This is a genomic window from Dactylosporangium sp. NBC_01737 (assembly GCF_035963215.1).
Classification (GTDB): domain Bacteria; phylum Actinomycetota; class Actinomycetes; order Mycobacteriales; family Micromonosporaceae; genus Dactylosporangium.
In genome coordinates this window covers 9,933,443-9,951,161 of the sequence record NZ_CP109153.1, presented here as the reverse complement: position 1 = coordinate 9,951,161, position 17,719 = coordinate 9,933,443, and the positions used below count along the sequence as shown (strand labels likewise).

The 17,719-nt window shown below is 68.8% G+C and carries 21 protein-coding genes; 10 read left to right on the top strand and 11 right to left on the bottom strand.

Annotation, left to right across the window (positions count from 1 at the left end):
- The first annotated feature begins 137 nt into the window (after positions 1-137).
- Positions 138-1,520: a serine/threonine-protein kinase gene (locus OHA72_RS45620; RefSeq protein WP_327002350.1), complete on the top strand. Its 1,383-nt coding sequence runs from the start codon at positions 138-140 to the stop codon at positions 1,518-1,520.
- Between the two features lie 68 nt (positions 1,521-1,588).
- Here OHA72_RS45620 and OHA72_RS45615 read toward each other — a convergent pair whose 3' ends face one another.
- A complete protein-coding gene (locus tag OHA72_RS45615; RefSeq protein WP_327002349.1) occupies positions 1,589-1,759 on the bottom strand; it encodes a hypothetical protein in 171 nt (56 codons plus the stop codon).
- Between OHA72_RS45615 and OHA72_RS65140 the strand changes: the two genes are divergently transcribed.
- The 3 genes from OHA72_RS65140 to OHA72_RS45605 all read left to right on the top strand — a co-directional run bounded on the left by OHA72_RS65140 (position 1,721) and on the right by OHA72_RS45605 (position 3,319).
- Positions 1,721-1,885, top strand: coding sequence for an STAS domain-containing protein (locus tag OHA72_RS65140; protein WP_442788770.1), 165 nt, complete (start codon positions 1,721-1,723; stop codon positions 1,883-1,885). The genes OHA72_RS45615 and OHA72_RS65140 overlap by 39 nt on opposite strands.
- Before the next feature lie 46 nt (positions 1,886-1,931).
- On the top strand, positions 1,932-2,867 hold the full coding sequence (locus tag OHA72_RS45610) for an MBL fold metallo-hydrolase (protein ID WP_327002348.1): 936 nt from the start codon (positions 1,932-1,934) through the stop codon (positions 2,865-2,867).
- Positions 2,868-3,031: 164 nt separating this feature from the next.
- Positions 3,032-3,319 (top strand): hypothetical protein, encoded by a 288-nt coding sequence (locus OHA72_RS45605; RefSeq protein WP_327002347.1) that lies wholly within the window; start codon positions 3,032-3,034, stop codon positions 3,317-3,319.
- A gap of 555 nt (positions 3,320-3,874) precedes the next feature.
- On the opposite strand, the gene OHA72_RS45600 is transcribed toward OHA72_RS45605, so the two are convergent.
- From OHA72_RS45600 to OHA72_RS45590, 3 genes are all read right to left on the bottom strand, one after another.
- Complete coding sequence (locus tag OHA72_RS45600; RefSeq protein WP_327002346.1) at positions 3,875-5,113, bottom strand: RNA polymerase sigma factor; 1,239 nt, start codon at positions 5,111-5,113, stop codon at positions 3,875-3,877.
- A gap of 63 nt (positions 5,114-5,176) precedes the next feature.
- On the bottom strand, positions 5,177-5,548 hold the full coding sequence (locus tag OHA72_RS45595; RefSeq protein ID WP_327002345.1) for a YciI family protein: 372 nt from the start codon (positions 5,546-5,548) through the stop codon (positions 5,177-5,179).
- A gap of 42 nt (positions 5,549-5,590) precedes the next feature.
- Positions 5,591-6,232: a DUF998 domain-containing protein gene (locus tag OHA72_RS45590; protein WP_327002344.1), complete on the bottom strand. Its 642-nt coding sequence runs from the start codon at positions 6,230-6,232 to the stop codon at positions 5,591-5,593.
- Between the two features lie 149 nt (positions 6,233-6,381).
- On the opposite strand from OHA72_RS45590, the gene OHA72_RS45585 reads away from it, so the two are divergent.
- A complete protein-coding gene (locus OHA72_RS45585) occupies positions 6,382-6,807 on the top strand; it encodes a hypothetical protein (RefSeq protein WP_327002343.1) in 426 nt (141 codons plus the stop codon).
- A 201-nt stretch (positions 6,808-7,008) separates the two neighbouring features.
- On the opposite strand, the gene OHA72_RS45580 is transcribed toward OHA72_RS45585, so the two are convergent.
- The 4 genes from OHA72_RS45580 to OHA72_RS45565 form a co-directional block, all read right to left on the bottom strand.
- On the bottom strand, positions 7,009-7,599 hold the full coding sequence (locus tag OHA72_RS45580; RefSeq protein WP_327002342.1) for a hypothetical protein: 591 nt from the start codon (positions 7,597-7,599) through the stop codon (positions 7,009-7,011).
- A gap of 118 nt (positions 7,600-7,717) precedes the next feature.
- Positions 7,718-8,485 (bottom strand): L,D-transpeptidase, encoded by a 768-nt coding sequence (locus tag OHA72_RS45575; protein ID WP_327002341.1) that lies wholly within the window; start codon positions 8,483-8,485, stop codon positions 7,718-7,720.
- A gap of 435 nt (positions 8,486-8,920) precedes the next feature.
- On the bottom strand, positions 8,921-9,358 hold the full coding sequence (locus tag OHA72_RS45570; protein WP_327011784.1) for a DUF3592 domain-containing protein: 438 nt from the start codon (positions 9,356-9,358) through the stop codon (positions 8,921-8,923).
- A gap of 259 nt (positions 9,359-9,617) precedes the next feature.
- Positions 9,618-10,661: a hypothetical protein gene (locus OHA72_RS45565; RefSeq protein WP_327002340.1), complete on the bottom strand. Its 1,044-nt coding sequence runs from the start codon at positions 10,659-10,661 to the stop codon at positions 9,618-9,620.
- Between OHA72_RS45565 and OHA72_RS45560 the strand changes: the two genes are divergently transcribed.
- The gene (locus tag OHA72_RS45560; protein WP_327002339.1) at positions 10,651-12,123 is read left to right on the top strand and encodes an MFS transporter; all 1,473 of its coding nucleotides are present in this window, start codon (positions 10,651-10,653) and stop codon (positions 12,121-12,123) included. The two genes, OHA72_RS45565 and OHA72_RS45560, sit on opposite strands and share 11 nt — an antisense overlap.
- A gap of 102 nt (positions 12,124-12,225) precedes the next feature.
- On the opposite strand, the gene OHA72_RS45555 is transcribed toward OHA72_RS45560, so the two are convergent.
- Positions 12,226-12,786 carry a hypothetical protein gene (locus OHA72_RS45555; protein ID WP_327002338.1) on the bottom strand — a complete coding sequence of 187 codons (561 nt, stop codon included), beginning with the start codon at positions 12,784-12,786 and terminating at the stop codon, positions 12,226-12,228.
- 154 nt (positions 12,787-12,940) lie between these two features.
- Here OHA72_RS45555 and OHA72_RS45550 point away from each other — a divergent pair, with 154 nt between their 5' ends.
- The gene (locus tag OHA72_RS45550) at positions 12,941-13,822 is read left to right on the top strand and encodes a hypothetical protein (protein ID WP_327002337.1); all 882 of its coding nucleotides are present in this window, start codon (positions 12,941-12,943) and stop codon (positions 13,820-13,822) included.
- Between the two features lie 234 nt (positions 13,823-14,056).
- Here OHA72_RS45550 and OHA72_RS45545 read toward each other — a convergent pair whose 3' ends face one another.
- Entirely contained in the window at positions 14,057-14,617 is a 561-nt protein-coding gene (locus OHA72_RS45545) for a DUF3515 family protein (protein WP_327002336.1), read from the bottom strand.
- Positions 14,618-15,095: 478 nt separating this feature from the next.
- On the opposite strand from OHA72_RS45545, the gene OHA72_RS45540 reads away from it, so the two are divergent.
- The 3 genes from OHA72_RS45540 to OHA72_RS45530 all read left to right on the top strand — a co-directional run bounded on the left by OHA72_RS45540 (position 15,096) and on the right by OHA72_RS45530 (position 17,110).
- Positions 15,096-15,386: a helix-turn-helix domain-containing protein gene (locus OHA72_RS45540; protein ID WP_327002335.1), complete on the top strand. Its 291-nt coding sequence runs from the start codon at positions 15,096-15,098 to the stop codon at positions 15,384-15,386.
- 297 nt (positions 15,387-15,683) lie between these two features.
- Positions 15,684-16,115 (top strand): hypothetical protein, encoded by a 432-nt coding sequence (locus OHA72_RS45535; RefSeq protein ID WP_327002334.1) that lies wholly within the window; start codon positions 15,684-15,686, stop codon positions 16,113-16,115.
- Between the two features lie 41 nt (positions 16,116-16,156).
- A complete protein-coding gene (locus tag OHA72_RS45530; protein ID WP_327002333.1) occupies positions 16,157-17,110 on the top strand; it encodes a DDE-type integrase/transposase/recombinase in 954 nt (317 codons plus the stop codon).
- On the opposite strand, the gene OHA72_RS45525 is transcribed toward OHA72_RS45530, so the two are convergent.
- A complete protein-coding gene (locus OHA72_RS45525; RefSeq protein ID WP_327002332.1) occupies positions 17,076-17,513 on the bottom strand; it encodes a PDZ domain-containing protein in 438 nt (145 codons plus the stop codon). The genes OHA72_RS45530 and OHA72_RS45525 overlap by 35 nt on opposite strands.
- Positions 17,514-17,719 lie beyond the last annotated feature (206 nt).

The following is a 17,719-nucleotide window of genomic DNA, read 5'->3' as shown; positions in this document are numbered from 1 at the left end:
ACAGTTCCGTGACGCCCATCTCGTCGTACAACTGTCATATCTTCGAGGGTTGTCCGCCATGCCTCGTGGCGAGGATTGCGCTACCGGCTCCGGCCGGACCGAGCCGCGCAAACCGTTCCCGGGGAGGTGTTGAGGTCATGCCGACGGTCGGTGGACGGTACCGGCTGATGACCGAGGTGGGCACCGGTGGCATGGCATCCGTGTGGCGCGCCGTTGACGTCCGGCTCGAACGGACCGTCGCGGTCAAGCTGCTGCGCCCCGACCTCGCGGAATTGCCGCGCGCCCGTGAACGGGCCGAGGTCGAGGCCCGCGCCGCCGCCCGCCTCGTCCATCCGAACATCGCCGTCGTCCACGACGCGGGACACGTGCGGCGCGGGCTGCGCCCACGGCTGCCGTATCTGGTGATGGAGTTCGTCGACGGTGAGACCCTCTGCCAGCGGTTGGGCGGACAGGGCTCGATGCCGTGGCAGCGGGCCGCGCGGATCGCGGTCCAGGTCGCCGACGCGCTCGCGGCAGCGCACCTGCACCGGGTCGTGCACCGGGACATCAAGCCCGGCAACATCATCCTCACGCCGTCCCGGGTGAAGGTCGTCGACTTCGGGCTCGCCGCGTTCATCGGGGTACTCCCCGCGGGTCCGGCAGGAGTGCTGCTCGGTACGCCGGAATACATGGCACCGGAACAGATCCGGGGCGAACCGGTGACCGCCGCCGCCGACATCTACGCGCTGGGCCTCGTGCTGCTGCAGATGCTGACCGGCTCCCTGCCCTGGACCGCAGCCGACCGGCACAGCCTGCTGCAGGAGCGGCGCCAATTCCCGCAGGTCCGGGTGCCGCCGATGGCCGGCGTGCCGGCAGCGATCGTGTCGCTGTGCGGGCAGTGCCTATCCAACGACCCCGAGCGGCGTCCGTCCAGCCGTCACATGGCCCGCGTCTTGTGCGAGACACTGACCGAACGCGACCCGGAGGCCGCCGACGTCAGCGTGCCGATGGCCGTCCACCGGGCCGCACCGGCGGTGGCACCGGCACCCGTGTCGTGGGCGTTGCCGACCCGGCAGCGTCCGGGTCGACCGAGCCGCCGGACGGTCGCGACGGCGATCGCGGTCCTCGCAGCGATTGTGGGCTGGATCCATCCGGTTGGCCGCCCGCCAACCGCTGCGGCGAGCGGTCCGACCGCCGGTTCCGGCGTTTGCGCGGTCCAGTACACCAGCCACCGCAGCAGCGCGATGTTCACCGCGGACCTGTCGATCCGCGGTCGCATGCCGCAACCGTGGGCCTTGCGATTCACAGTTCCCGCAGGACAACAGGTCACCGCCGGCACCGCCCTGGCGTGGTCCCAGACTGGCACACAGGTGACGTTGACCGGCACCGACCCGCTGACTACCGACCATCACGTCACCGTCACGCTGACCGGCGAGCTGCACCAGATCGACGCGCAACCACCTGCGGACTTCGCTGTCAACGGCGTCACCTGTGAACGTTCCGTATCCGTGTTCGCTGTGGCCCAACCGGAGACGGCATGACCCAGGCCTGCAGCCGAACGTGAGCTGACCGGACCGACCTGACAAGGGACTGGAGAGACGTCATGCGGTCATTGCGGCTCGACGCGGTCGTCACCAGTCCCCGCGATGTGGGACACCTGGCGCTGTACATCACCATGATCAGCGGCTCGTTGGCACGACAGCCGATTCACCTGCACGTCGATCTCACCCGGTGTCCTTACGTGGACCCAGTCGGCGTCGACCTGCTCGTCGAACTCCACCGCCGGCTGTCCGTGTGTGGGGGACGGCTGACCCTGCTGCGGCCGTCAGCGCGGGTACGACACCTGTTGCAACTGTCGTCAGCGGACGCGGTGCCCGAAACGAGAGGCGAAGGCCCGGCAGCATGACCCGGCCGCGGCGCGGCTGCCCGGTGGACGGCGGTAGCGTCGGCACATGCGCTGGAAGCTTGGACGTCCTGACATCAACCGGTACCGCGACCGGTTCGACGTGCCGGCCGCGGACGGGTCCGGGCTGAGCGTGACATTCCTCGGTGTTTCCACGCTGCTCATCGACGACGGGTCGGCGGCGGTGATGACGGACGGGTTCTTCAGCCGGTACCCGCTGCGCAGGCTCCTGCTCGGCCGCCTCCGGCCCTCGACCGCCCTGGTCGACGCCGCCCTCGCCCGCGCCGGGGTGGACCGGCTGGCCGCCGTCCTGCCGGTGCACACGCACTTCGACCACGCGCTCGACGCCGCGCTCGTCGCTGAGCGCACCGGTGCCCTGCTCGTCGGTGGGGAGTCGACCGCGAACATCGGGCGGGGCCACGGCCTCGCCGAGGACCGGATCCGGGTGGTGACGCCCGGCCGGCCCGACACGCACGGCCCGTTCACGGTGACCCACCTCGTGTCCGAGCACTGCCCGCCGGACCGGTTCCCGGGCACGATCACCGAGCCGGTGGTGCCGCCGGTGCGGGTGGGCGCCTACCGGTGCGGCGAAGCCTGGTCCATCCTCGTGCGGCACGCGAGCGGCCGGACCGCACTCCTGCAGGGCAGCGCCGGCTTCGTACCCGGCCTGCTGCAGGGCCACCGGGCCGACGTGGTGTACCTCGGCGTCGGCCAGCTGGACTTGCAGCGCGAGGCGTACATCCGGGCCTACTGGGACGAGACGGTGCGTGCCGTGGGCGCCCAGCGGGTCGTGCTGACCCACTGGGATGACTTCTTCAGGCCCCTCGACCGGCCGCTGCGAGCCCTGCCGTACCTCGGCGACGACCTCGACGTCAGCATGCGGGTCCTGGACGAGCTCGCCGCGGCGGACGCGGTGCCGCTGCACTTCCCGACGGTGTGGCGACGCGAGAACCCCTGGCACGGTCTCCCGACCGGTGGTGGGTAGGCCGGCGCGGGTTTGCAACTCCCTGCTCCAGGCCGAGGCACCATCGGCGACGAACTCGCCTAGACTCGCCGGGTGATTGTGCGGAGGGCCGGCGTCGCGGATGCGGCCGTGCTCGCGGACTGCGCGGCATCGACGCAGACAGGCTCGCGGCGTACACCGACTGGGTGGCCGCCCACACGGACACGCACCTGCCGTTCGTCGCCGAGGTCGACGGGCGCGTAGTCGGCGTCGCCTGGCTGCTCGTCGCGGAACGGGTGCCCGGCGGCGAGTCCCTGGACCGGTGGTACGGCGACATCCAGTCGGTCATGGCCGCGAAGCGCTCGTCACCGACTGCCAGCGGCGCCACGTTTCCGCACATGCCGAGATCCGTCGGCCTGAGCCTGCGCCGGCCGCCGCATGATCACGTGCGCGCACACGGCTCATACGCCGACACCCCTCCCGGCAGACGATGAACAACCGGCAGGGAGGGTAACGCTGCTTTGAGCTGGGCGGCGGCGATCCGGCCGCCGTGCAGAGATGGTGCAGCGGCGTAGCGGTCAGTGTTCGGTCGCACCATGCTCACGGAGCCGGGCCCACCGCCGACGATCCAGGATGATCAGGCCGGCCAGTACCGCCACGGCACCTCCGGCCAGGCAGGGGCCGGTCGGCAGATCAACGAGCCGGCTCCCGCCGTAACCAATTCCCGCGCCGGCCAGACACAGCACCGCGACCGCCGACCAGCCGACCAGGTTCAGTTGCACACTGCGGAACGGCTGGGCATGACGCCGAAACCGGCGCCACGGCCTCACGGGCCGGTATTCGGCGTACCGACGTTTCACGACATCTCCGCTGTGTGCGGTGAAGGCAATCGACCGGACTGGCCCGAGCTCAGCACCATCCTGTCACGCCGCCGATCGGGCGCGGCGGCCGTCACGGAGATCGTCACTCTTCGTGGCGGCGACGCCGGTGCGTCGAACGCAGCAGCGGTGCTCGCTCGTGGCCGACATGCGGACGCCGCCGGCGAGCAGTCAGCCGAGACGGTGGGCTCGGCGTTGGAGGTACCGCTGTTCGACCTGGTTCTGGGTAAGGGCGGCTGCCTCGCGGTACTGTGCCGCCGCGCCGGTCGTGTCACCGGTCATCTCAAGCAGATGTGCGCGAACGGCGCGTTCGCGTTGCCGGGTCAGCGGTTCCTCGTCCAGGTGATAGCCCCGGTTGAGGTCGTCGAGCAGGGCCAGCCCCCGGGCCGGCCCGTACGCGTGCGCGACTGCGACTACCCGGCTGAGCCGTACCAGCGCGGTCGGATTGAGCCGTTCGAGACCGAGGTACAGTGCCGCGATCTGTGGCCAGTCCGTCCGGTCCGGCGACGCGGCCGCAGCGTGGACGGCCGCGATCGCCGCCTGCAGCTGGTAGGTGCCGACCTCACGCCGCCGCCAGACGCCGTCGATCAGCTCGGTGCCCTCGCGGATAAGCTCGGCATCCCACCGGGTCCGGTCCTGCTCGTCCAGCGGCACGAGCCCGTCGCCGTCGGTGCGGGCAGCGCGCCGCGAGTCGGTCAGCAGCATCAGGGCGAGCAGCCCGGTCACCTCGGGGTCGTCCGGCAGGGAGTCGCGGAGCATGCGGGTCAGCCGGATCGCCTCGCGGGTGAGGTCCACGCGGGCGAGTTCGTCTCCGGTGGAGGCGGTGTAGCCCTCGTTGAAGATCAGGTAGAGCACCTGCATGACGGCGTTCATCCGGCTGTCGCGGTCGGCATTGGTCGGCGGGGTGAACCGGGCGCCGACGCGGGCCAGTTGCTGTTTGGCGCGGCTGATCCGGGCGCCCATGGTGTTCTCGGTCGTCCCGTAGGCGTGTGCGATCTCCGTGGTTGTCAGACCGCCGATCGCGCGAAGGGTGAGCGCCACCTGAGAGGTGGGGCTCAGCGCGGGGTGGCAGCACAGCAGCAGGAGCGTGAGACTGTCGTCGGTTTCCAGCGCGGGGGCTGCCTGGCGCATCGGGTCCCGCATCGCCAGTTCGCTTGTGCCGGCGTGCCGCTCGCGGCGGCGTCGGGCCTGGTCGGTGCGGAGTAGGTCGACCATCCGCCGGTACCCGATCCGGATCAGCCAGCTCCGCGGGTTCTCCGGCACGCCGTCTGTCGGCCATGCCCGGCTTGCGACGAGCAGTGCTTCCTGCACCGCATCCTCGGCGGCGTCGAATTGGCCGAAGCGCCGCACCAGCGCGCCGAGGACCTGCGGTGCCTCGGTGCGTAGCAGGTTCTCGATGTCAGGCGTCACGCCGGTACCGCCGCTCGCATGCCCTCCCGGTCTGCCGCCGTCCGGCGACGCTGGATGCGGGGGTCACGCCGTGAAGTCCGCGCCCATGATCGGCCGGATCTCCATCGGCTCGCCCAGAACCTCGACCATTCTCGAGACAATCTCGACGGCGCGCTCCTGACTGCCCACGTCGATTACCGCGAAGCTGGCCAGAACCTCCTTGAGCTCGACGAACGGGCCGTCGGTGGCCACCACGCCGGACGGGGTCTTGCGGATCGTGGTGCTGACCGCTGGGTGACCGAGTCCCTCGCTGCTGACGAACTCGCCGGTCTCGATCAGCTCCTGTTCGAACCGCTGGTACGCGGCGAACGCGGCCAGCGCCTCCTCGGACGGAGTGTCGGCGGTCGCGGCGTCCCAGGCGGCGACCGGCGTATAGCTGAGCAGCAAATACTTCATGGTCATCCTCGTACTCGCAGGGCTCGGATCACGGTACGCCGATCAGCTCGAACGGCGCAGGGAAAGGGCGACGACCGTCGTCCAGGTGAAGGCGACCAGCCCGTTCACGGCGATCTGGATACTCATGTGACTCGGCGACATCGGCATCAGCAGGATGAGCGCGGCGAGGCCGTTCAGCACCGCCGGCAGGGCAGCCCGCCGACGGACCTGACGAATGGTCAGCACGATGGCCGCGACGGCCAGTGCGGTGAAGGCGATCGCGGCCGCCGCCGAGTGCGCGATGCTGTGCCAGGACATCTCGCCGGCCGGCCCGTCAGAAGTCCCTGCCGGGAAGCCGTACTCCGGATCCATGGTGAACACCCCCGCCGCGACGAGTCCAGCACCGAAGATCCCGACGAAGATCGGCAGCACGCGCCGACCGGTGCCCTCGGTGAGCGTGCGTTGGACACCGACGGCGAGGGCGATCCCACCGAGGCCGGCGAGCACGAACGTGGTGATCTGGATCCAGCCGAGACCTCCGGTGGCCAGCTGGCTGATCGGATGCCGCGTGATGTCGTAGCCGTCCCGGGTGAGCATCTGCGTCACGGCCGAAGCGAAGAAGACCGGTCCGGCAAGGCTGCCGGCGAGGAGCAGGCGGTCGGACGAGCGGCGGACGGCGGGAACGGTGGCGGCGATGGTGTCCATGACTTCCTCCTCGGTGGGTGTTTGCGCTACCTCGTGGCCGCACCGCGAACCTTGACGCTCAGGAGGGGTGACCCGGGTCACATCACGTCGATGTCAAAGCCCGGGCGTCGCCTTCGAGGTACCGGCAAGCACCCACCGAGGAGGACACGATGTCTGACAACACCAAGCCGAGCGCCGAATTGACCGCCCTGAACCGTCTGGTCGGCACCTGGTCGGTGACCGGCGGCGCCGAGGGAACCGTGCGGTACGAATGGATGGCCGGCCGGTTCTTCCTGCTTCAGCACGTCGAACTGAGCCAGTTCGGCCAGGCCGTCACCGGGCTGGAAGTCATCGGCAACCTGCACCCGTTCGGTGAGCCGGCCGGCGCCGACGTGGTGTCGCGGTTCTACGACACGGCCGGCAACACCTTCGACTACGTCTACGAACTTGTCGGCGACAAGCTGACCATCTGGGCCGACGCGAAAGGCAGCCCCGCCTACTACGAGGGCACGTTCAACGCCGACGACACTACGGTCACCGGCGAATGGACCTACCCTGGCGGAGGTGGCTACGCCTCCGCCATGACCCGGATCTGAGATCGGAAGGCCGCGGCGACCCGGACGTCCGGATCTGGCATACAGCGAGCGCTCTGGACCCGGCAAGCGCGTCACGTTCCGTCGCAGACCGTCTCGATGGCCCGCGCGGGCATGAGGCGTGCCGTCATGCCGATGAGCGAGTGTCTCGGTCGATCGGTACCTGACTGGCTGGTGCTGCTCGCGGTGCAGTCCGTGACCGCTTCAGGCGAGCGATAGCGCTGTCGCCAGAGCGGCGAGTCCGCTGAGCACGGCGGTGCCGATCAGCGCGACGGCCAAGTCGGCGGCGCTGACGGCTTTTGCCGAGGCCAGCTGTCGGCGCCGACGTCCCGTTATGCGCTCGGCAATCACCACGGCCGCACCTGCGCTGCACACGGTGACCATCATGGCGCATGCAGCGGAGAGCGCGCCGTCGGCGAACGCACGCACCGGTCGATCAGCGCCGAGGAGCTGGTCGTAGTGCCAGTCGCCGTCGCTAGCGGGTAAGAAGATCAACGCGGAGACGACAGCGACCACAGTGAGATCTCGAACGACTCGCCGTGCGAGGCGGCCCGTCGGTGGCCGCGTCAGCAACAGCATGCACAGCGTGGGCAACAATCCCCAGGTCGCCCAACCGAACGCCGCCATGGAAGCCGGGTGGCACGAAAGTTCGCACGCACCGGCGATGACCCACGATCGAAGCAGCGGCTGCAGGACCGCGATGCCGATCAACGTAACCGCGAACGGAAATGCCAGGAGCGCGAACCACCGCCAGGTCCATTTCCGACGCTGCCGGCTTGATCGCGCTCGGGTCATGGCCGGTATTGTGCCGCCCGGTGCGCAACAGCGGTGTCCGCACTATGCCGCGACCCGCGTGCTGGAAGGCGCCGCGGCCGTCTGCGGGCTGCGATGTCGACGTTCGCCCGGAGGTGCGTCAGTTGGCCGGCACCGCGCCGCCCGCCTGCCAGGTGTTCCAGGGCACGTTCCAGTCGCCGTACCCGTCCCAGGTCGGCATCGTCGGGCCTCCGGTGTTGGTGTAGGTGATCGGGTCGCCGACCTGGGCGAAGTCGAAGTACGCCTTGGCGTTTGCCTCGGTCAGGTTGGTGCAGCCGTGGGAGGTGCTGCGCTGGCCGATGTTGCCGCCGTTCCAGCTGGCCGAGTGGACGTACTCGCCGGAGTTGGTGACCCGTACCGACCACGGCACCTGCTCGTCATAGCCGTCGCCGACCATGTGTTCGACCGCCTTCTTCTCCATGACGACCTTGGTGCCGTTGAACGTGGGGGTACCCGCCTTGCCCAGCGACACCGGGAAGTCGAAGACCTGCCTGCCGTCGGAGGTCACGACCATCCGCAGGGACTTGCCGTCGACCTTGCCGACGTTCGCCGGCCCGGTCTTCATGTCGAGGGTCAGGCTGTTGTCGTACACCAGCCCGGCCCCGCCCGATTTGCCCTTCGTGTCAAGGTTCATGGCGACCTCGGCGTGCGCCGGCCAGAACTCGGCGGGGCGGTAGTGTGCCTCGATCGGGTAGCCGGCGTAGATCGTGGACTTCTGGAAGTACCACGCGCCCTGGGCCGGCGCCCCGTCGACGGTGACCTGGGTCGCCGCGTCGAAGTCCTTGGCGCTGGTGATCGACGCCGACAGGTACGCGATGATCGGCATGCCCACGCCGTACGTCGCGCCGTCCTTCTCGTACAGTCGCACGTGCACCGGCTTACCGCTCGGCGCCGGCGACACCGAAGGCGACGCGCCCCCGGCCGGCTGCTGGCCCGACGACGGCGCCCCCGACCAGGAGGCCTGCGGCGCGGAGTTCCCGCCGCACGCCGTCAACCCGAGACCAAGGCCGACCAGCAGTGCCGACACCCGCGCGCGGTGAGAAGATCGCATAACCACGACGATGCCCCTTATGCACGCCCGCCGCCACCGCTGTCCGGCTCGACCACATCACAATCGGCCGGATCGAACCTCGCTGCCCTGTCAGTATGCGGAACGTCCCTTTCTGCCTTCGCCCGGACCTTTACCCCTCAGTACGGCCGGGCGACGGCTTCTGATGCAGCGGCAAGCCTTGATCAGCTGCACGCATCTGGCCGATGTGCGTGTACCTGATCGTGGTTGGGAGGCGGGCCGGTTGATCGGGCCTCACGCTCGCCGGCGCCCGCGACGCGGAATCGATCGGAACGCCGTGGCGACCCAGATGCCGAGACCGCCGACCAGTGTCATGAAGCCAGCCGGCAGAAGGAGGTGGCTGGTGGCAAGGTTCGAGTCGTCGGTGTTGCCGTCGCTGGTCACGAATTCGTCGGGGTCTTGCGGGTCAACCCAGATCCGCAGCGTCAGCCCAGGTGGTTCGGCGCACCCGCCGCTGCCGCCGCATCGAGTCTGGGACGAATACCGCACGCCGTTGTAGGTGTAGGTCAGCCTGATGTAATCTGCCGCCGCGTTGCTGCGCTGCTGCGCGGACCAACTGGTGACCGAGGCGTCGACGGCCACTCCGGTGGCACGCAGCCGTTGAGCTTTGTCGTGGTTCCGCGACAACAGGATCGGCGTCCCGCCAGCGAGCGCCAGCCCCGCAACGAGCATCACGACAGCGAGCGCGAGCAGTCCCCGGTTCGGCCCGACCGGGTCGCACGTGAGGGGCGGAAGCCGGCGGAAGATCACCCGGTTCGCGTCGAGTTCGTCGGCCTGCCCGGCGAGGTCCTCGATGCACCCGAGCGCCGGCTTGACGTCTGCCGGATCTGCCCGGTACTCCGGAACCTGGCAGGAGCCCGCACGCAGGTCCCTCCCACGCCGCGGTCGTGAATCGATGGCAGCGCGGCAGTCGTCTGTCGTTCATCGAGCATCATCCAGCCGATGCCTCGCTCCCGGGGCCCGTCGCAGGCAATCCGCCGGTCGGCTGACGCGGCGTCGCGCCGTGCAGCGCCCGCAGCAGTTCGGCGTACCCGGGTTCGGTGCCGATGGTCTGCCGCTGCTCAGGTTTTGTGAGGTAGTGGTGCAGGGTGTGCACGAGGAACAACGCGTTGACGGTGTCCGTGCTGATCCGCCGCCGGATGATGGCCAGTCCGTAGCGGCGAACCAGGTCGGGCCGGGTGTACCCGAGCCGCAATGACTGGGCAGACTGCGTGGTCGACGGCAGTGAGCGCGTCGACAGTGCGTCCCACGGCACGGTGAGGGAGCCGAGCGGGTTGCGTTCCATGAGCCCGTCCGGTCGCAGCCACAGACCGCTGCCGCGCCACACCGCTGCGACAGCCATCGCCGACAGCGCGACCAGCACGACGGCGAGCACATCCAACGTCCTGGACATCCGGTCCCAGCCGGGAGCGCCGTCCAGGTCAGGCGCGACGACCCGGGACGTGACCATGGTCGCGCTCAGCAACACGCTGGAGGCGGCGTTGAAGACATGGCCCGGCTGCGACACGGTACGAAAGGCGGACGCCTGGGCATCGACGACGAACGCCGCCGGCCGCGGCCGGACCAGCGCGACGAGTATCAGCACGCCGCACCCGACCGCCAGCAACGACAGCAGCGCCGGAATCGCGTACCTGGTGTCGCTGCCCGGCGCCGCCAGCTGCTGCACCCCCGCGAACCCCACCGCGACGACGACCACACCACCGATCACCGGACGCGGATGACGTCCGATACCGTCGAAGATCGCGGAGAACATCCCGGCAGCGTAAGCGGATACGGCCAACGCGGCCAGCATGCGTGCGTGACTTCGCCTCAGCACCCGCCGCAGGCACAGCTTCCAGCTCCATCCGCTCGTAGCCGCGACCCGCGCTACGCAAGTCACCATGGTTGGGTCTGGAGGTTGGAGGTGGAAGGTGCCGTTGCCTGCGGGGCATGTTGGGACGGGTCGGCGCAAGACCGCAGATTCGGTGACGAACAAGTGGGCAGGGCTGGCTGCGCTGCTGGCAGGGTTCTTCGTCATTCTCCTTGATGCGACGATCGTGGCGGTCGCGAGCCCGCGTATTCAGCAGGACCTGCACGCAAGCGTTGCGGGGCTGTTCTGGGTGACAGCCGGGTATCTGCTGGCGTTCTCGGTCCCGTTGCTCGTCGCCGGGCGGCTCGGCGATCGCTACGACCCCAGACGGGTGTTCCTGGCCGGGATCGGGAGTTTCGCAGGGGCGTCGGCGCTGTGTGGTCTGGCGCCGTCGGTTGGCTGGCTCGTCGTGTTCCGGGTGGTTCAGGGGCTGGCGGCGGCTGCGATGGCACCCCAGGCACTCACACTCATTCGCCGGCTGTTCGGCGCCGACGAGCGCGGGCGCGCGCTCGGCCTGTGGGGCACGGTCGCGTCGGCGGGCGCGCTGCTGGGTCCGCTCCTCGGGGGCCTGCTGACCGCGGCACTCGACTGGCGATGGATCTTCCTGGTCAACGTTCCGATCTGCTGTGCCGCGTTCCTGATGGGGCTGCGCTGGATTCCCAGCAGCCGGGGCCACACCGCAAGCCTTGACCTGCTGGGAGCGTTGCTCAGCACCATGGGCCTCGGGGTTCTTGTCTGGGCACTGCTCGCGTGGCGCGACACCCCGGCGCCCGTGATCGCCGCCGCCGGGGCGATCGCTGTCGCGCTGCTGGCCGGTTTCGTCGTTCGGCAGCGCCGGATCGGTTCAGCAGCGCTGGCCCCTCCGGCCGTCTTCGGCTCGGCCGGGTTCCTCGCGGCGAGCGGCGCGGTGGCGGCCCTGGGTACCGTCGTCATCGCGATGGCGTTGCCGACGATGCTGTATCTGCAGGATGTGCGGGGGCTGGGACCGCTGCAGGCCGCTGTGGTGATGACCCCGGACGCCGTCGTTGCGGCCCTGTTGTCACCTGCGGCAGGGCGATGGGTCGACCGCGTGGGACCACGCCGTCCGGCGATTCTGGGGATGGTGCTCCTCGCCGCGAGCCTGATGCTCATCGGGCTTGTCGTCGTGCTGGGCGTTGATCCTTGGTGGGCAGCGCCCGCAGCGGTGGTGCTCGGCATCGCGAACGCCGTGGCTTGGTCGCCGCTGTCGGTTGCCGCCATGGCATCGGTGAACGCCGCTGACGCCGGTGCGGCCTCAGGAGTGTTCAGCACGATCCGGCAAGTCGCGGCGGTCACAGGCGTGGCGGCCACCGGCGCGATTCTGGCCGGATTGCGGGCGTCTCCGACCCTGGCGTTCAGCGTCGTGTTCGCGCTCATGACAGTGATCGCGAGTGCCGGTGTCCTCGCCGCGATCCGGTTGCCGAAGACGTCGACAGACGGCGGTCATGGCAGCGAGGAAGCCGTCGTGGCGCAAGCCACCACGAATCACCAGAAGCAGCCTGAACCTGGCGGCACAACGCCTGATACGACACCACCGGCGCCGCGACATGCCGCCACCGCCAATGATTGACCTCCAGCACACACGCCCACACATCCCCAGCGGAACGCAGCAACCCGAAACACCGGTCCCGCTGCGCGTGGGTCACCCGCAACCCGAAAACCGCCAACGTTGCTAGCTACAGCCGAGGTCCTGTCGGTGGGGAAGGAAGGCAATCTCCGGCTGGTACTGCGTCGAGTTGTCCGATCCGTGCAGGACGAACAGGACCTGCTGGTTGTCGAACCGGCGGTCGGCGCAGAGCAGGGGGGCCCTGCGGTCAGCCGCGACGGTCCATCCGCCGTCTTCGAGCAGGCCGCGATAGTGCGCGATCACCGCATCCCGGGTGACGGACGGATCAGCGTCAACGGTGGCAGTGGCGATGCCCGACGTGTCACTGGCACGCTCGCACGGCGCCGCGTGGCCCTCGCTCGTGCGGGTCAGGCCGGGCCGCAGTTGGGTGAGGACCGGGTCGGCCACGAGTTGTTCGGTGAGCCGCCGGTCGTGTTCGGTGCACTCGGGGACGACGAACAACGACAGCATCGGCGACACGAACATCCACGCAAGCGTCCCTACGGCCGCCACGACGACACCGGTCGTCACCGCGGCGGCGGCGACCGCCCATCGCAGCCATCGCTCCGGCGGTTCAGTCGTGTCCGCGGAATCCTGCACCGGGACATCATCGAGCGTGCCAGGCAACCGGTCAAACCAGGCGGGCATCGACGATTCGCACCTTTTCTCAGCTCTGTGAACTCGAGACGCCGGCGACGACATTTGCCGGGCCCAGGTGCTCGCCCGACTGACGCGCTGTCATGCCGTGGTCCGGGCGAGCCGCGATGTGTTGGACTAGGGCATGCAGATGCGTCCCGCAGAACTGGCGGCGATCCGTGCCGGTGAGATCGACGTGGCGTTCCGTCGGTGGGAACTGCCTCGCGTCAGGGTCGGCACCCGGATGCGTACGGCAGTCGGACTGGTCGAGGTCACGTCTGTCGACCGCGTACCGGTCAGGTCGCTGACTGCCGCGGACGCCCGCCGGGCCGGCGCGGTGTCGCTGGCCGCGCTGCGGCAGGGATTGGACCGCGTGCACCCCGACCGGCCGGTGTATCGGATCGGGCTGCGGTACGCCGGTGCCGACCCGCGGCACGCGCTGCGTGAGGCGGTACCCGATGCCGCGGAGATCGACGCGATCGTCGCGTGGCTCGACCGGCTCGACCGGGCCTCGCCGACCGGACCCTGGACCCGGGCAACGCTGCTGCTGATCGACGAACTTCCGGCCACCCGGGCGCCCGACCTCGCGCAACGGCTGGGGCGCGACACCCCGGCGTTCAAGCAGAACGTGCGCAAGCTCAAGGAGCGCGGCCTGACCGAATCGCTCGACATCGGCTACCGGCTCTCGGCGCGCGGCGCCGCCGTCCTGGACCACGAGGGTCATCCCCGGTCGAACCCCGGCCGACCGGTAGGGGAGCCGGGCATCCCGATGCCGCACCTCGGCGCAGCCGCGACCCGGGCGCTCGCCGCGCACGGCGTGGTCCGCCTGGAACAGGTTGCCGAACTCACCGAGGGCGAGGTGCGGGCACTGCACGGAGTGGGACCCTACGCCCTTCGCCACCTGCGAGCCGCGATGGACGCGGCCGGGCTGGCCTACCGCGACGATCTCGGCACGTCGCCGCCGGCCACTGTCACGCCGCAGATGTCCCGGACATCAGCTCGCAAGCCGCCACCGACAAGGGCCTGACGATCTCGCCCACCGTGACACAGCGCGCCCATCTGCCGCAGACAACGCCCGTTGGCCCGAGACCGATCGTGGCACCGCGTGACGAACCCCCGGCACGGCCTGACGCACTGAACTGCCGAAAGTCGTGCACTGAGGTGATCTCAGCGAGCAATGGCGGCTAACCCCGGTCCTTCGTTAGCATTCGATCATGGCACTCGTGAAAGGTTACATTGAGTGGTACTGATTGCTCGCCGGTCAACTTGCTGTCGCAGCGACCTCCGGGCGGCAGCCGTACGGCATGTCTTCTGACTTGGTCAGCGTGTCCCGCACGGCACCGGCGAGCGCCTCGACGTATTGGCTCTGGGACGTGTAGTGGTTCGGCACCGAGACGCCGACAGCCGTGTTCCGGTCGACGGTGGTCCAGGTGGTTGAGCTTCCGGTCGGGTGCGTCGCCCAGCATGTGCCGGAGACCAGGTAGACCATGTCCTCCTTCGCCACCCATCGCTTGGCGGTGTCGCACCACACGATGATCGGCGGCTCTCCGAAAGCCGCGGCGAACCTGTCGTTGGGCGCAGCGACGGGACGGCGTGTCGCTTCCAGGAGGTTCATCGGCAGGCTGCCAACCAGGGCTTGACACACTGCGGCCCGCTGGGACCCGGGTGTTGCCGAGACGGGCAGCGGTGCGGTGGGGACCGGACGGCTCTCACCCATGGGCTGCGGCCGGCTGATCATCCAGACCGCCACACCGGTGATGATCGCCACCGGCACGGCGACGACGGTGGCGAGCACCTGGGGCGGCCTGCTCGTGCGTTCCATGCAACCCTTCCGAACGGCATGAGTCCGCACCAATCGTCGACGACACGGCATGGTCGTTCGTGGCTTCGGCGGACTCTTCGCGCAAGGTTTGAGTCAGCGAGTCGAGTGCGGAACATCCTATAAACGACCGGTCCACCACCGACGGCTGGGCCGTGCCGGACCGGATGGCGACGTCGTGCTGCCCGAGGAGTGCGGCGCACCTGGTTAACCCGGAACGACACGGCGTATCGGTCAGTTCGGGCGATGCTTGATCAGGGCGTGGGGCCCCGGTAGGCAGTTCTCACCACAAGATCACCCACACGGTGAGAACCCACGTGATCGCCTATCGTGCCATGCTGGACGTTCTCGGGAACTGGTCGCTTACGTGTCGCGGCTGCTGGCCGCGCGCCGGCGTGCGTTGGGCATCCGCAGACAGACCAGGGCGCTGACCTGCTGGCGGCAGGCAGTCTTCGCGTTGGTGTGGTTCCGGGACCGAGGCGTGGACTTGCGGGTCCTCGCCGCCGGGTTCGGCATCAGCCGGGCAACCGCCTACCGCTACCGCGACGAGGTCCTGTCGCTGCTGTCCGGCCGGCCTCCCGAGCTGACCGACGCCCTGCACCGGGTTCAGGCCGAGGGCTGGTCCCACGTCATCCTCGACAGCAAAGTCATCGACACCGACCGGTGCCATGAGAAGACCATCAGTAAGAACACGTCACCGCCTCACCGACGAAGATCGGCGACATCGCCAGGGCCACGCTCGTGCTCACACATTTCGAACACGGCTACCTAATTGTTGAGATCACCTCACTGGATCATGCACATTGGGCGGCACCGGACGGCTCTCGTCCGTCGTGACACCAGTATCGCTGGTTCGGCTCACTCCGGTCTGAGACCGAGTACAACGGCGAGGCTCGCGGTCGACCCGTCTCGCCATATCGTCAGCGCAAGTTGATCCCCAGGCTTTGCCGCATTCTTCTTTTCGATCAATGCGGCGGCGCCGGTCAAAACCTCGCCCCTCCCTGTCAGGCTGTCGTGAGACACCCCGGCGATCGGGGTTGGCTTGTAGGGCGTGACTGGAGATGCGTACGTGAGCAGCAACAAGCAGGCGCCCGAGACCAACGGGTCCGGGCCGGTCGATCCGGCTCCGCGTCCGACCCGGCGTAGCTTCACCGCCGAGTACAAAGCAAAGGTGGTGGCCGAGTATGAGGCCGCGCCGCACGGCGAGAAGTCCGCGGTCCTGCGCCGGGAAGGATTGTTCCATTCCCACGTGCAGGAATGGACCCGTGCCCGCAACACCGCCACGCCGGCCGGACCGGCGAATGGTTCCGTCAACACGTCGGCGACGACGGCCCGCCTGTCGCGGGCCGAACGCGAGACCGAACGGTTACGCGCCGAGAATGCCCGGCTGAACGCGAAACTCGCCCAGACCCAGGCCGCGTTGTCGATCATGGGAAAAGCGCACGAGCTCTTGGCATCGCTGGCCGAGAGCACGGACACACCGCCGTCATCGAGCCGCTGATCGAACAAACCCTGAACGCCCTCACCGAGGCCGGCACGCCCGTGCGGACGGCCTGCCGGCTCGTCGGACGTTCGCGGGCCACCCACTACCGCCACGCCCGCGGCCCGGTCCTCGGACCCAGGCAACGACGTCAGCCGGGCCCGCAGGCACTGGACACCGCGGAGCGGGCCGCGGTCCTGCAAGTGATCAACCAGACCGGCTACGCCGAGTTGTCGATCGGGCAGATCTGGATCCGTGAACTCGACGAAAACCGTTACTGGTGCTCGCTTTCCAGCATGTACCGCATCGCCGCCGCCGCGGGACAGACGAGGGAGCGACGCCGTCAGGCCACCCACCCGGCCAAGGTCAAACCCGAACTCGTCGCCGACGCCCCGTCACAGGTCTGGACCTGGGACATCACCAAGCTCCGCGGACCGGCCAAAGGCGTCTGGTACCACCTGTACGTCCTGATCGACATCTACTCCCGCTACAACCCGGGCTGGATCCTCGCCGCCGCCGAGGACTCCGTCCTGGCCCGCGACTTCATCGACGAAGCCATCACCCGCAACGGCCAGATCCCGCACACCGTCCACGCCGACCGCGGCACCTCGATGACCTCCCAGCCGGTATCCGCGCTGCTGGCCAACCTCGGCGTCACCAGAACCCACTCCCGACCCCGGATATCGGATGACAACCCATTCTCCGAAGCGCAGTTCAAAACCCTGAAATACCTGCACGACTTCCCCGGCTCATTCCCGAACCTACCGGCCGCACGGGCGTTCTGCGACGGATTCTTCACCGAGTACAACCACGTCCACCGCCACTCCGGGATCGGCTGGCACACCCCGGCATCCGTGCACTTCGCGACCACCGGCCCGATCGACGCCGCCCGCCAGCACACCCTCGACACCGCCCAAGCCGCCCACCCCGAACGCTTCGCCCGACGACCCCGCCCGCCCCAGATCCCCGACCACAGCTGGATCAACCAACCAGCCGAGGAACTACAGAAGACTTGACATCAAATGTCTCATTTGACTTGACAGATACCGCGCCGTCGGCGTGCGTCACGACATCGCCTTGGCGCAGCCCGTGTCGTTCTGCGGGGCCTCCTGCGGCGACAACACCGATCTGGGCGCCGTTGGTGGCGTCCAGCAGCTGCGCACCGAGGTACGGCGGGCCTGGCGGGTTTGCGATCAGAACGGCTGTCCCGGTCATCACGCAACATCCATGATCGCCGCCCACAGCGGTCCTGATGTCAACGATGCCGTTCGCGCCAAGCTGCTGAGCCTGCTCCACCAGAGACTTGACCATTTTCGGCATCTTGCCGCCGAAGTTCGCGTTGAGATTGGCGTTCGCGAAGACGAGCCCTTTTACCTCGTACACCAGACCGGGCGGCTCGGCCAGGGTAGACATCAGCATGCGATCCCCCTCCAGTCACATCAGCTTGCATACGTCTGTCAATGGCATCTCCACGGTTCAGCCCGCCAGCCTACTAACCTCGGCCTTTCGTTATCAGTTGATCATGGCGACTGGGAGCAGCTTTTTGATCTTTGCTCGGATTGGTGGGCCGCGCGGGCGTGCCGAGGTTCCGGCGTGTTGGCCGGTTTCCTCCGCGGTGTCGACGT

Excerpts from the sequence above, each read along its gene's own strand:
- OHA72_RS45545 (WP_327002336.1), bottom strand. The coding sequence starts at position 14,617 with ATGGAACGCACGAGCAGGCCGCCCCAGGTGCTCGCCACCGTCGTCGCC.
- OHA72_RS45590 (WP_327002344.1), bottom strand. The coding sequence starts at position 6,232 with ATGGACACCATCGCCGCCACCGTTCCCGCCGTCCGCCGCTCGTCCGAC.
- OHA72_RS45570 (WP_327011784.1), bottom strand. The coding sequence starts at position 9,358 with ATGCTCGTTGCGGGGCTGGCGCTCGCTGGCGGGACGCCGATCCTGTTG.
- OHA72_RS45525 (WP_327002332.1), bottom strand. The coding sequence starts at position 17,513 with ATGCTGATGTCTACCCTGGCCGAGCCGCCCGGTCTGGTGTACGAGGTA.
- OHA72_RS45595 (WP_327002345.1), bottom strand. The coding sequence starts at position 5,548 with ATGAAGTATTTGCTGCTCAGCTATACGCCGGTCGCCGCCTGGGACGCC.
- OHA72_RS45550 (WP_327002337.1), top strand. The coding sequence starts at position 12,941 with ATGCAGATGCGTCCCGCAGAACTGGCGGCGATCCGTGCCGGTGAGATC.
- OHA72_RS45610 (WP_327002348.1), top strand. The coding sequence starts at position 1,932 with ATGCGCTGGAAGCTTGGACGTCCTGACATCAACCGGTACCGCGACCGG.
- OHA72_RS45585 (WP_327002343.1), top strand. The coding sequence starts at position 6,382 with ATGTCTGACAACACCAAGCCGAGCGCCGAATTGACCGCCCTGAACCGT.
- OHA72_RS45620 (WP_327002350.1), top strand. The coding sequence starts at position 138 with ATGCCGACGGTCGGTGGACGGTACCGGCTGATGACCGAGGTGGGCACC.
- OHA72_RS45580 (WP_327002342.1), bottom strand. The coding sequence starts at position 7,599 with ATGACCCGAGCGCGATCAAGCCGGCAGCGTCGGAAATGGACCTGGCGG.